The following is an 11,937-nucleotide window of genomic DNA, read 5'->3' on the forward strand; positions in this document are numbered from 1 at the left end:
CGTAGCTGGCTGGGCCCGCGTCAGCGGGCCTTAGTAGGGCCCAGGAGGCGAAGCCGGAGGGGCCGTCAGGTGGGGGAGCGGAGCGGACCCATCGGGCCGTAGCGCAGCGGAGGCCTTCACTGAGGGGGTAGTGAGGGCGTCCATCCCGGGGCCTTCACTCCGGGGGCAGCGAGGGTCTCCATTATGGAAGCCTTCACTGAGGGGGTAGTGAAGGCTTCCGTCCAGGGTGCAGTGGGCCCTCACTCCGGGAGCGCAGCGGACGGAGTGTCACCCGGCTTGCGCAGCAAGGCGGGTGGGTGTGAGGCGCAGCCTCACACCAGCGCTCACGCGGAGCGGGAGAGCAACACCCGCGCGCAGCGCGGGTGTTCGCTTGCGTATCGCGCAGCGATACGGTACCCGCTCCGCGTGAGCGCTGGTGTGAGGCTGCGCCTCACACCCACCCGCCTTGCTGCGCAAGGCGGGTGACACTCCGTCCGCTGCGCTCCCGGAGTGGAGGCCTTCGCTGCGCTGCGGCCCGGTGGGTCCGCTTCGCTCCCCCACCTGACGGCCCCTCCGGCTTCGCCTCCTGGGCCGTTTTAGGGCCCGCTGGCGCGGGCCCGGCTGGCTGCACAGTCAGAGGGGGTTGCCCCACGGATTGCCAGTCCACAGTCGGCTTGGTCCCTGAATGTGCCCCGGTAACCCGTGCGAGTCTACGGCCGCCTCCGCTGTGCGGAGTGACCCGGGTGGTGTGGTGCTTCAAACTCGAGTACGGATGGAGTCTGGAATGGATGGATCCCTCCGATCCGCCTCCCGGTCTGGATGTTGGTCGGGGGCGCAAGGCTGCCGCAGCGCTGGGGGCGCGCATCCGGCAGCCGGATACTGCGCATCCTCCGGATTCTTCAACTCGCGCGTCCCCTCGCGAATTGCCCCCTCCGAAAGGGATAAAAAGAGAGCACATGGTTTCCGGAAAAACGAGTCAACTCCCGGAAAGCATGCACAGGGTCGGCCCTCCGGGCCAACCCTTAACGGTGGGTCGGTGCGCCGCCCTCCGGGCGGTGAGGCGCTTTCGCGGGTAGCCGGGGGTCTGGGGTGCCCTCCCTCTCCCAGGGCCGTAGCGGCCCGTGCGCGGAGTCCTGCGACGCGCAACACCGGAAGGCTCACGCCCCCATCCCCGATGCCACGCGCCGACCACGCCCGCCGCCCAACCCACCACACGCAACGGACACGGGAGCAGGGGCAGCAGAGGGGATGTCAGCAGACGTGCCGGGTCTCCTTGGTGGGGTGACCTGGGGCAACGCAGAGGCCGGCGGTTCGCCCGCGCAACAGGTAGCGCAACCTTTGCCGCAACACGATGACGCAACATCCAGCGCAACCCATGACGCGGCATGGGTTCCACCCGAGCAAGAGAGACACTATTATTTGACGTAATGGGGAGGTGCTCCCCGGAACCGCACGGGATCAACAAAGGGGAAAGACATGGAACTTCAGATCACTGACGGGATCGTGCGCGGGGTGCGCGGCGCGGACGCGCCCATGACCGGGCGTGCCGTTCAGGCCCGCACCATCGCGAACTTCCTGCCCCTCCAGTGCACTCGAGCAGGGGTGAGAATCGTTCACAACGTGGACCGGAACTACACCGGAATTCGGTTCGAGACCAAGGCCGCCGGTCCGGTCGTGCTGGAAATGCCGACGGGTGAGGAGCCTTACCGTCTGGTTCAGGAATTCATCGACCCGGACAGGGCGGGGCGCATGGAGGTTGAGTTACGGCGATTCCCTCAGATCTACCGGCCGCACGGGATCGCGCTCATCACGTCTGAGTTCCTCCGGTCGAGCGGGTTTTTGAAGTAATCCGCACGGGGGCGCCCGGGTTTGAGGCTCCCCCGTTCTACTCGGCATCACCGAAAGGAGAAGGGGCGCCATGGAGAACACACGGATTGCAGGGCAGGCCCGGGAATCTGGAGCGCCGCTCACGGACGCTGAAGTGGATCAAGCCGGTTACGCGCTGCGGGAGTTGGCGCGCAGCGAGAGGGACCCGGAGGCTTTGCGGGTGTCTCCCGAACAGCTGGCTGTGGTCCGGTCGTTCTTCGAGTTGGGTTGGGCCATGGGTGTGCGCACCGGCCACACCGGGCCAGCCGTGGCCGATGTCCCGGTCGACCGGGCGACGGTTGACCGCGCGTTCGTGGAACTGCTGTCTGCGCGGGTGGCACATCAGCTTTCGCTCTCAGTGGCTCAGCTGCTTGACCCGCAGGATGCTGGACCGGTCCTGTGGCAGAAGGTCAGGTATCACGGAAGCCTGACACAGCGTCACGGCCTCTACTGGGTCCGGGCGATCAAGGCGGAGGCCGGAGAGCTGGGAGCGGCTCACGCCGTCCGCTACGACCTGTGCGAGGTGATCGGCGGTGTACCGGTGCCCGCTGTCACGCAGGTGCGGCGGCAGAGCGTGACGCCGCTGTGCGAGTTCCGCGCGCCGTCGGTCTGAAGGTGCTGGTCAAGGGGTGGGTTCACCCACCCCTCAAACACACTATTATTGAAGTTGTTCGGGGGTGGCAGCCCGCCCCCGGCCCCGCAGAAACCACCGTCGAAGGGGATGCGGCACATGACAGAGCAGACAGCCCGGCAGATGCTGCCGGAGGTAAAGGAGTACGTCGAGGTCTTCGAGGCCGCCATATCGACTCGGAACGCCGTCGAGGACGCGGCTGGTGTGAAGTACCCGGACCGGTACGGCTACGGCGAGGACGCCGGGCGTCAGGCCAGCGCCTACAGGGAGGAGGTCAGCAAGGCTTACGACACGTGCGCGGTGGTCCAGGCGGACGCGTGGGAGGCTCTCAAAGCTTCCGGGGATCCGCTGGTGAAGTGGATCGCTGAGAACTCCCTCGCCTACCGGGAACAGGCCCGGTACATTCTCGCCGCCCTCCCCGCCACGATCGATGAACTTGACGATCTGGCGGACAGCAACGACTGGTGCGGCGTCTGGGACGAGTTCAGGCAACAGGCCATAGCCGCCGGAGTCGTGCCGGGCACCACTCCCCCGAGCCCGGCCAGGAAAGCAGTCTTCGAGCGGATCAACGAAGAAAGCTGCTGCCGCATGGACACCAAGGCCACACGGCGCATCGACAAGGCCCTGGACGCCCTGATCCATGAAGTCCTGACAGGCCCGGACAGCGCCCCGGCAGCGAAGGCCGGAGAGGCTCCGGCATGACCCAGGGCCACAACCCGCCCAACCCCAGCTAACAGCACACCGAGCCGCCGCGTCCCGCGCCCCTCCACGGCGGGGCGCGGCGGGTCGGGTCGGGTCGTTCGGGTCGGGCAAGACTCGCTTTCCGACGGCCCGCCCGTCCCGGCCGCCGCCCTCCCCGCCGGCGGGAGCGGGATGGCGTGCCGCACGTCGTGCGGCCGAGCCGCGGGGCCGGTGACGGCGGCCGAGAGTGCAGCGGCACCAGGACCCCAGTGCTCAGGTTGGGCAGGCGCTCACCGCCCCCTGCCCAACTTGCGCCGACGGTCAAGCCCACCGCCCCCTCTCCCGGGAGGCCAGTGGTGCCGACGGACGAAAACCGCCAGGTCAGGGGTGGGTTCACCTCCCATCAAAACACACTATTATTGAATTTGTTCGGGGGTGGTGGCACCGCCCCCGGCCCCGCCAAAACCGACACCGAAGGGGAATCATGACTCTCACCGACGTGAACACCGCGTTCGCCGCCGAGAAGACCGCACAGGTCGACGCCGTCCGCGAACAAGAACGCGCCTTCCAGGCCCGTGTGGACCGAGGCGAGATCCGCATGATCGGCAACGACCGCTACGAGGTCCTCACCGGCTGGGACCGAGGCGAGACATTCACCGTCTTACGCAACGCCGAGGGACAGATCGAGCAGATCACCGCCCAACACGGGCTCGAGGAGCAGACCAACGCCGCCATCTGCCTGTACACCTCCTCTCCCGCCTGGCACGGCCTCGGCCAGATCATCCCTGGCGGCACCACGGACATCGACGAGGTCCTGCGCCTGTCCGGGCTCGACTTCGAGGTAACCACCGTGCCCGCCCTCTACCAATGGCAGGGCAAGACGCGCGAGCACACCGACCAGCAACACACCGTGCGCACCGACACCGGCACCGCCCTGGGCGCAGTCGGCTCCCGGTACACGCCCATCCAGAACCGGGCAGGCTTCGTGTTCCTCCAGGAACTCGTGAGCCGCTACGACGTGGTGTGGGAGTCCGCCGGACTCCTGCGCGGCGGAAAGCGTGTGTTCATCTCCATCCGCCTCCCCCAGACGCTCACCGTGGACGCCGCAGGCATCAACGACATCGTGGTCCCCTACATCGCCGTCATGAACGACCACTCCGGCAACGGCCAGTTCCAGTGCGTCGTCACCCCCTGGCGCCCCGTCTGCGCCAACACCGAACGCTTCGCCGTCCGTGACGCCGTCACCCGCTGGGCCGTCCGGCACACCGCAGGAGCCACCAGCCAGATCAAGGAAGCCCGCCGCACCCTGGGGCTCTCCTCCCGCTACTTCGAGCAGTTCGCCGACGAAGAGACCGCCCTCGCCCGCACCGACATCGCCATCGCCGACTTCCACCAGGTCATCGCCGACCTGTGGCCCCTGGAAGACGACGCCACCAGCCGCAAGCGAACCAACCACGCCACCCGACTGGACGCCATCACCGACGTGTTCCGTTCTGAGAGCAACCGCGTCGGGCGCACCGCCTACGCGGCCGAGCGCGCCATCACCGGCTACCTCGACCACCTCACCCCCAGGCGCCCACCGCAGTCCATGACCGAGGAAATCGCCCGCGCCACAGCCGCACTCGAAGGCGCCGACGACGAAACCAAGAACAAGGCACACCGGCGCCTGCTCCAGCTCCACACACGCTGAGCCCCAAAAACCGCCGGCCAAGGACCGCTGGCCTGAGCCAACAGACCCCCGTGCGGGCCAGGAACCTCCCCTAGCCCGGCCCGCACGGGCCCACCTCCCCCACGGCGCGCAGCACACATTGCCGCCCGCTCACCGAACACGCAACGCACTTACCGGCCGCCCCTGCCCCGCACTGCAGCTCAGTGCGGCGTGAGGCGACGCAGCAGCGGAGCCGAGCACGCACCAACACCACACCCACTGCGCCCACAGACGCAGCGCGGCCACCGCCTCCGGCGCCCACCGCCCCACCGCCCTCGCCCTATACGAGGCGCAGGGCGCCTTCCCCGCAGAGACGACCGCCCACCTCTGCCACACAGCCCCATCGACAAGCCAGCACGCGAACCGCATACCCGGCTGACGGCTGACGGCTGACGGCCAGCGGGCGGCTGCGAGCAGGCCCCTCAACTCACCCACGAGAAGGGCATACACGTGACTGACATACCCCCGCCCCCCGAGCACCGCGGCGAACCATCGCACGAAGAAGGAAACACAGCCCATACCGATCAGACGATGCGCCGCCTCCTGCGCCGGGAAATCCCCGGCATCATCGGCCTCCTCGCCGACGAGCACGACTTCCACGCCATGCGGCACTTCCCCAGCTTCCCCTTCGACGACCACGCGACCTACCTGACAGAGGTCCAAGACCTCCTCAGCGCCCGCGCCTCACACGGCATGCACACCATGCTCGCCCTCTTCGACCCCGAGGAATACACCGACTTCTGCGCCGAGAACAGCCTCGACCCCGACAGCCCCACCAACCGCACCCGCTTCACCGCCGAGATCGCCACAACAAGCCCGACCATCCCCTACGACGGCCAGCCCCTGGCCGACCTCATCCCCGACCTGATCGACGAAACCCTCCGATACACCACCTGGGACTACGCCTCCACGCTCCTGACCCGGCTCGCCGCCTGCGCCGCCTGCGGAAAAGACGTCGGCCAAGAAGCCCTCGCCCGCGCCCAAGACCTCCTGCTGCGCATCCTCGACACCGCCGAGCCCGGCCACAGCCACCTGGTATGCAGCGTCTCGACCACACCGGAAACCCTGGTCTCCGTCCTGCACGCGGACACCGACACCGACGGCATCACTAGCGTCGGCGACACCGCAGTCCTGGAATTCACCACCGTCCTCGCCCTCGGCCTCGCCGCCCTGCCCGGCGGACTCATCATGCGCACCACCGCCCCGCACACCACAGACCGCGTCTACGGCTGGCGACTGCACGCAGGAGCCCCCCAACCCCTCACCGCCGCACAGGTCTTCGACGCCTACCGCTCCGATCCCGACACCGGCGACCCCCTCCCCCCAGAAACAGACGTCGACTACTGCACACCGCCCGACCTCGGACCAGACACCACAACACCAGGCCACCACTACTGAACACCCCCCGGGCCGTCGCCCCCGGCACACCGCCCGCCAGGAGCGACGGCCCACCTCCCCCCGGCCTCAGGTCAGCCCCCAACAGTTGCCATGCCTCGAACACTGCAACTGCGGCCTACGGCCGGCGCGTACGCCCACATCCAGGCCGGTCGCCGGTTCACCACCGGGAGCACGCCACCGCCGCCCACCGCCCGCGAAACGCTCGGCCATGACGCCACCGACCAGGAGCCCGTCGCGCATCACCCGCACCGTGCCACAACCACGACCGCCCTCTACCGCAGCAAAACCACCCCGCCGATACGCGACGACGACCTGGACAACGCCGTCCACGCCCTCGACTCCCGCTGCTCGGTCCCAGGCCCAAAGACCCGGACGTCCACCCACACCGCCACCCCCGACCACGGACATGCACCCGCCCTGGCCGCGGGCCCCCCTACCAAGGCAACCCGCACGGAAGGAGGCCCCGATGTACCTCGTCATACCCGACCCCACACACGGACTCGTCGCCGCCCCACAATCCACCCACGACCGCACACCCCACACCGAACAAGCCCTCACCACCCACGGATTCACCTGGAACAACGACATCGAGGCATACACCCGACCGGCCAACCACGACCCCGCGGCCGTAGACGACACCGCCGGCCTGCTGCGCCAACTCGGCCACTACGTCCTCTCCACCCACACCCCGCTACCCCAAACCGGCACGGCCGGGCACGGCGCCAACGAGGACCACCCGCCGCACACCGCCAACCTCCCCGTACACCCCCAGACGTCCCCCAGCCTTGGCCTCTGGGACGCCAAGGCCTGCGCGGAGGCGAACAGTTCAGCGGCCTTCCACCCACAAGAACACCCCGACCACGAAGGCCTCCCCTGCATCGAACTCGCCGGCATCCTCATATTCGCCTACCTTGACGCCGACCTGCGCGCCGTACGAATCTCCGTCCACCTGGACACCACCCACGAACAACTGGTGCGGGCCGACGGCGCAGTTCCCATCCGCGTCGAAATCGACGACACCACCATCTTCGACAACCACACCCCACCGGCCCCACCAGAGCCCACCAGGTGAAGGACGAGCATTCAGCGCCTCACCCGCTGCACCCCACTCCAGCAGCAGAGAACAAACCAAGAGAGTCAACACCCATTGGAAACACTATTATTCTAGTTAGGGGTGTTCCGTGATCCCGTCCGTCGTGCACGTGAGCGGCACCATCACCGGCGACATCGAAACCCGCTACACCCACAACGGCACCACCGTCTGCCGGTTCCGCCTCGCCCAGACCCCCACCCACTGGGACGCCACCACACGCACATGGCGCGACGGGACACCCATCCCCTACATCTGCACCGCCTGGCACAACCTGGCCCACCGCGCCGCCACATCACTCACCGACGGAACCAACATCCTGGCCACAGGCCACATCACCGAGATCAGAAACAACACCGTCTACCTGACCATCGACGACCTCGGCATCACCCTGCGCCAGTACACCACCTACACCACCACCAACCCGCTCACCGCCCACCCCGACGCCGCACCCCCAGCACCCCAACCCACCGCCGCCTCCCAACCGGCCACCGCACGACCGGACAGCCCACCCCCCTGGTGGACACAGAAACACACCCCCCACCAGACCTGCCCCGCCCCTCCAGCCGCCCCCCACTACCGTCCTCATGGCTCCGCAATGGGGCTACCGGCCTTCGGGTCCGGCATGACTTCCCCCCTTGTTGCGGTTGATGATCCGGGGGGTGTCACCAGGCCCGGAGGCATCGACGGACCGCTGTCTTCGTGATGCTCCGCGACGGAACCTTCGACGAACCGCGGCCGCCGGCCGCAGTCACGTGACCAGCGGTTCATCCAGGAGGACGACCCGGTCGGCCTCGACATCGAAGCCGAGCACCGGATGGCCGTAGTCGCCCTCCGGATCCATCAGGACCGGCTTGCCCAAGCACCGCCCGATCTCCCCCAGGAAGCCGCAGAACACATCGAGCCGCTCCTGGCCCTGCAACTCGCGCAGGTCAACGTCGAAGTCGATGACCTTGTCGTCAAGAAAACGGAAGATCGCCAGCACCTCGGCCGCCGGCCAGACCCGCAGGTTCGGGGACTCAGCGTCCGCCGGGCGGGACAGAACGCTCTCCGCCCGAGGCACCGGCACCACCGTCGCGCCTTCAAAGTACCGGCGCGTCCAGCTCCTCACCTCGACCAGATCGAGGACCGCCTGCCAGCCTTCCACCGAACAATCCGGGACACGAAGGTCCGGCAACGCCCCCATCAGGTCCGGGTCGAAGAAACACCTCACGTCATCCCACACAAGATCGGCCACACCGCCATGCTGCCCATCTCACCGACCCAACACAGCCCCGTTTCCCCTGACCAAAAGAGATAAGGGCACCCCGCGCGGCACCGGCTCCCTTGCCGACATCGCCCCCTGCACCAAAGGCCGACCGTCCAAGCCCGCCCACACCCTGCCCGAACATGCCTCACGCACCACGCTCACCGCCCACAACGCCCCGGTCAACTCGCGACCGACCTCATCGAAGACACCCCCAGCCGAGCCGAAGAACCAACACCCCCACAGCCACGCCAACGGACGCCCGGACCACCACCGGCCGCAAACAAGGCCCGCCCGTGCCGAGGTTGGCCGCTCTGAAGCAGCGTCGGGGCGCACTCTGGGGTAGGCGCCAAGCCCCTTGCCATCTCTAACTCTACATAGATAGTCTGATACCTATGGGAGCGAGACTACGCCGAACTCCAGCCATGCTTGCGGTCCTTGAGGCGCTTCTTCACCTGGACCGCCCCTACGGCCTGGAACTCATCCAGCGAACTGGCCTGCCAAGCGGCACCGTCTATCCGCTGCTTGCCCGCCTTGAGGAGGCGGGCCTGGTCACGAGCGCCTGGGAGACAGCTGAACCCATGCACGGTCGCCCCCGGCGTCGCTTCTACACAGTCAACGCAAGCGGTATCACTTTCGCCCGCACGGCTCTGTCAGAAGGGGGGCCGATCGCTCGCCCCGCTGTGCCATCAGTGCAGCCAACGCCTGGTCCTGGGCCAGCAAAGACCTCGGTGCCGCGTCCTGGTACAGCAGGGGGAGTTTCATGATCACAGTGCTCGGTCTGCCTGCAGCGGTTGTACTGGTGCTCGGCATCGGCGCATTGCTGTGCTGGGTCACGATCGGCACCACTCCATGGATGGTGCGGTGGTCGCTGGGACGACGTGCGCTCGACAAATCGGCACCAGAGAACCAGGCGGAAGTCGTGCGCGCTGCCATCGGTGAGGCCTCAGCCGACGGACCTACGGAAGAGCTCGCACTACCGAATCCTCCGGACAGCGGCCCGGGCAGGTCATGACACAGCGCAGGAGCGTGCCTGAGCGGCTTGTACTGCTGGTAGTGGTTTTACTTCCCGCCGACTGGCGCGATCGATACGCCGAAGAATGGCTTGCCGACCTCGCATTTTGCGAAGATGCATCAACTCGATGGCAGCTAGCACTGAGCAATCTGCGGGGAGCCTTCCGCCTGCGGTGGACCCTTTCTCGTGGTGCATCTCGCCGAGCTGAGCCTCCACCGACTGCCGATGTTCCTGCCGTAGCGGCGGGAACCGTCATCGGCGCAACGCTCCCGCGGTGGCAAAGGCATCTGCTGCGATTCATGAGTCCCCGTAGACGCGCACGGTACCTTCTCCGACGGCGGATAAAGGACAAAGCAGCAACAGGAATCCTTCTGGAACAGCTGAGCGCACTGCGCCACCAGACCGCCATGTCGATCATCAATAATATCCGATAATGCGGCACCCATGCTGCTCGTCAGTGCAACAAACGAGGACTTGACCCGTCACGGAGCTACCTCTCGCAGTGCGGAAACTCCTGTCGGGCTCGTTCTGCCTCCCGGCATCGCGGTCAGCTCCCGTGCGAGCCGCACAGCTCCGCCCGGAGCTGGCCGCCGAGTAGCCGCCATCGCGGAGAGAATTGGGCACCGATTCAAAAACGACGCGCCGATGAAAGAAATCATCTCGAAGGCTGCAGCCGCATCGCCTGCGGTCACAGCCATTCCCGCCGCAGCATCTGCCTGACCCCGAGGAGCAACCACAAGCCGCCTGCCGGCAGAGCCCGCTGCGCGGCCGTCGAAATCCATGCCCCGGACATCTGGGCTTGAAGGACAGGGACTTGGCGACGCACCCCACGCCGAGCGTCCTGCTGTCCTTGGTGACGCTGAACTCGCTGCCACTCCAGGCAGCCGCGACGAGTGTCGCGACGATCTCCACCAGAGCCTGCCCGAGCCGTCCTGCAGCCTCAAACGCCTGCGCCGCCTGCCAACCTCATTGCCGACGAGGTCAGTTGACCACGCTGAACCACCCCGGCCGCACCTCAGTCAAAAGCGGCTGCAGCGACCGCACCGCGGCCCGCAGATCCTGATCCGTGACGTCAACCGGCTCCGGCAGGCTCAGCCCATACCCGCGCAGCCGCCAGAGATCGAAGATCTCCCTTCCGTCGGCTGTGAAGTCGACATCGACCTCGATGCCGTCCTCGCCGACGAAACGGCAGCCCGCCCCATGAACCGTGTACGCGTAGCCGGCGACATGCCCACTGCGGCCGATACGGCGCGAACGGACCAGGCCAAGAACATCTGCCAGCCGCTCCACAGAAGGGACCGCCACCCTCACGGCCTCGTCAATCACGTGCAGAGCGTGGACGTAACCCAGCACGAGGCCGCGAGCAGCCCCAGCCTGATCCATACGCCGCCCTCTCCCCCGAACCCGTGGCCGAAGGGATTGTTTCAGGTGCCGTCAACGCCTCCGCCAGGCGGCAGCCTGGACGACCGGTCAGGCATCCCTTGGCGCCGCGGGCTGGACCCCCAACCGGAACTCCTGCCATTATTTGCTTTGTGCGCCGGGCCGGCCGGCTCACAGCCGACAGGACGGACGGTTCAGCCATGGCCCCACGCCGTGAGCCTCGCCTGGCCGACGCCGCCGAGATCGCGGCCGAACAAGGCCTGACCCCCGCCAGAATCGCCGGCCTCTACACCGGACGCACCAAGAACGCGGCCGGCGAAATTTTTCCCGAGCCCGCCGGCAAACGCGGCCGCGCACGCCTGTGGGACCACACGCAGGTCAGCGAGTGGTTCGCCCACCGGGCACCGGCACGGCTCGCGGAACACACACCGCCCTCCCTCGACCCGCAGACGCTGCTCAACGCGGCGGAAGCCTCGAGGTATCTCGGCTACAAAAACTCCAACCAGGTCACCACTTTCGTACGCGACCACCCCGGGTACTTTCCCCAACCGGACGTGGTCGAGGAGAAAGGCACGGCGGACAACCCCTACCGCCGGCAACTCTGGAAAGTACAAACCCTGCAGGAATGGATGACCACCCGCCCCGGCCGCGGACGACGAGCCGGCACCAGACAAGCACCACCCCTCCCCGACGTCCCCCACGACGGCGATCCCGACGAACTCCTCGGAGCCAGCCAAGCAGCCGCCCTCCTCGGCTACAAAAGCGTCGCCTCCTTCTCCAGCAGCCTCGCCCAAGACAACCTCCCCCTCCTCAAAACCACCGACGGGGTAGCCGAAAACGCCGGACGCCAAAACGGACGCCGACGCTGGACACGACGGCGCATCCTTGAACAAGCCGCCCAACGAACCAAGAAATAACACCCAGCAGAGCGCGGACCTTCCAC

General features: G+C 67.3%; 12 protein-coding genes. 10 read left to right on the top strand and 2 right to left on the bottom strand.

All coding sequences use genetic code 11. From position 1 onward, the window contains the following. The first annotated feature begins 1,455 nt into the window (after positions 1–1,455). The 7 genes from AB0I66_RS42775 (at position 1,456) to AB0I66_RS42805 (ending at position 8,059) form a co-directional block, all read left to right on the top strand. Positions 1,456–1,827, top strand: a complete 372-nt coding sequence (locus tag AB0I66_RS42775; protein WP_363213521.1) for a hypothetical protein — start codon at positions 1,456–1,458, stop codon at positions 1,825–1,827. A 70-nt stretch (positions 1,828–1,897) separates the two neighbouring features. After that, positions 1,898–2,458, top strand: coding sequence for a hypothetical protein (locus AB0I66_RS42780; RefSeq protein ID WP_363213522.1), 561 nt, complete (start codon positions 1,898–1,900; stop codon positions 2,456–2,458). A 117-nt stretch (positions 2,459–2,575) separates the two neighbouring features. After that, positions 2,576–3,178, top strand: a complete 603-nt coding sequence (locus AB0I66_RS42785; RefSeq protein ID WP_363213523.1) for a hypothetical protein — start codon at positions 2,576–2,578, stop codon at positions 3,176–3,178. Between the two features lie 463 nt (positions 3,179–3,641). Then, a complete protein-coding gene (locus tag AB0I66_RS42790; protein WP_363213524.1) occupies positions 3,642–4,847 on the top strand; it encodes a DUF932 domain-containing protein in 1,206 nt (401 codons plus the stop codon). Positions 4,848–5,396: 549 nt separating this feature from the next. Then, the gene (locus tag AB0I66_RS42795; RefSeq protein WP_363213525.1) at positions 5,397–6,263 is read left to right on the top strand and encodes a hypothetical protein; all 867 of its coding nucleotides are present in this window, start codon (positions 5,397–5,399) and stop codon (positions 6,261–6,263) included. A gap of 466 nt (positions 6,264–6,729) precedes the next feature. Beyond that, a complete protein-coding gene (locus tag AB0I66_RS42800; protein ID WP_363213526.1) occupies positions 6,730–7,335 on the top strand; it encodes a hypothetical protein in 606 nt (201 codons plus the stop codon). Between the two features lie 109 nt (positions 7,336–7,444). Continuing rightward, a complete protein-coding gene (locus AB0I66_RS42805) occupies positions 7,445–8,059 on the top strand; it encodes a single-stranded DNA-binding protein (protein WP_363213527.1) in 615 nt (204 codons plus the stop codon). A 45-nt stretch (positions 8,060–8,104) separates the two neighbouring features. Here the strand turns inward: AB0I66_RS42805 and AB0I66_RS42810 are convergent, their stop codons facing one another. Further along, entirely contained in the window at positions 8,105–8,590 is a 486-nt protein-coding gene (locus AB0I66_RS42810; protein WP_363213528.1) for a hypothetical protein, read from the bottom strand. Between the two features lie 434 nt (positions 8,591–9,024). Between AB0I66_RS42810 and AB0I66_RS42815 the strand changes: the two genes are divergently transcribed. Beyond that, positions 9,025–9,366 (top strand): PadR family transcriptional regulator, encoded by a 342-nt coding sequence (locus tag AB0I66_RS42815; protein WP_363213529.1) that lies wholly within the window; start codon positions 9,025–9,027, stop codon positions 9,364–9,366. Further along, the gene (locus AB0I66_RS42820) at positions 9,363–9,614 is read left to right on the top strand and encodes a hypothetical protein (RefSeq protein WP_363213530.1); all 252 of its coding nucleotides are present in this window, start codon (positions 9,363–9,365) and stop codon (positions 9,612–9,614) included. Before AB0I66_RS42815 ends, AB0I66_RS42820 begins: the two co-directional genes overlap by 4 nt. Positions 9,615–10,595: 981 nt before the next feature. Here AB0I66_RS42820 and AB0I66_RS42825 read toward each other — a convergent pair. Further along, positions 10,596–10,940, bottom strand: a complete 345-nt coding sequence (locus AB0I66_RS42825; RefSeq protein WP_363213531.1) for a hypothetical protein — start codon at positions 10,938–10,940, stop codon at positions 10,596–10,598. A 254-nt stretch (positions 10,941–11,194) separates the two neighbouring features. On the opposite strand from AB0I66_RS42825, the gene AB0I66_RS42830 reads away from it, so the two are divergent. After that, positions 11,195–11,911 carry a hypothetical protein gene (locus AB0I66_RS42830; protein ID WP_363213532.1) on the top strand — a complete coding sequence of 239 codons (717 nt, stop codon included), beginning with the start codon at positions 11,195–11,197 and terminating at the stop codon, positions 11,909–11,911. The last annotated feature ends 26 nt before the right edge of the window (positions 11,912–11,937 follow it).

It is taken from the genome of Streptomyces sp. NPDC050439, from assembly GCF_040655335.1.
In the GTDB taxonomy this organism is placed as follows: domain Bacteria; phylum Actinomycetota; class Actinomycetes; order Streptomycetales; family Streptomycetaceae; genus Streptomyces.

Bases quoted from the DNA above. Each gene is read 5' to 3' on its own strand.
- AB0I66_RS42775 (WP_363213521.1), top strand. From the start codon at position 1,456: ATGGAACTTCAGATCACTGACGGGATCGTGCGCGGGGTGCGCGGCGCG.
- AB0I66_RS42780 (WP_363213522.1), top strand. From the start codon at position 1,898: ATGGAGAACACACGGATTGCAGGGCAGGCCCGGGAATCTGGAGCGCCG.
- AB0I66_RS42785 (WP_363213523.1), top strand. From the start codon at position 2,576: ATGACAGAGCAGACAGCCCGGCAGATGCTGCCGGAGGTAAAGGAGTAC.
- AB0I66_RS42790 (WP_363213524.1), top strand. From the start codon at position 3,642: ATGACTCTCACCGACGTGAACACCGCGTTCGCCGCCGAGAAGACCGCA.
- AB0I66_RS42795 (WP_363213525.1), top strand. From the start codon at position 5,397: ATGCGCCGCCTCCTGCGCCGGGAAATCCCCGGCATCATCGGCCTCCTC.
- AB0I66_RS42800 (WP_363213526.1), top strand. From the start codon at position 6,730: ATGTACCTCGTCATACCCGACCCCACACACGGACTCGTCGCCGCCCCA.
- AB0I66_RS42815 (WP_363213529.1), top strand. From the start codon at position 9,025: ATGCTTGCGGTCCTTGAGGCGCTTCTTCACCTGGACCGCCCCTACGGC.
- AB0I66_RS42820 (WP_363213530.1), top strand. From the start codon at position 9,363: ATGATCACAGTGCTCGGTCTGCCTGCAGCGGTTGTACTGGTGCTCGGC.
- AB0I66_RS42830 (WP_363213532.1), top strand. From the start codon at position 11,195: ATGGCCCCACGCCGTGAGCCTCGCCTGGCCGACGCCGCCGAGATCGCG.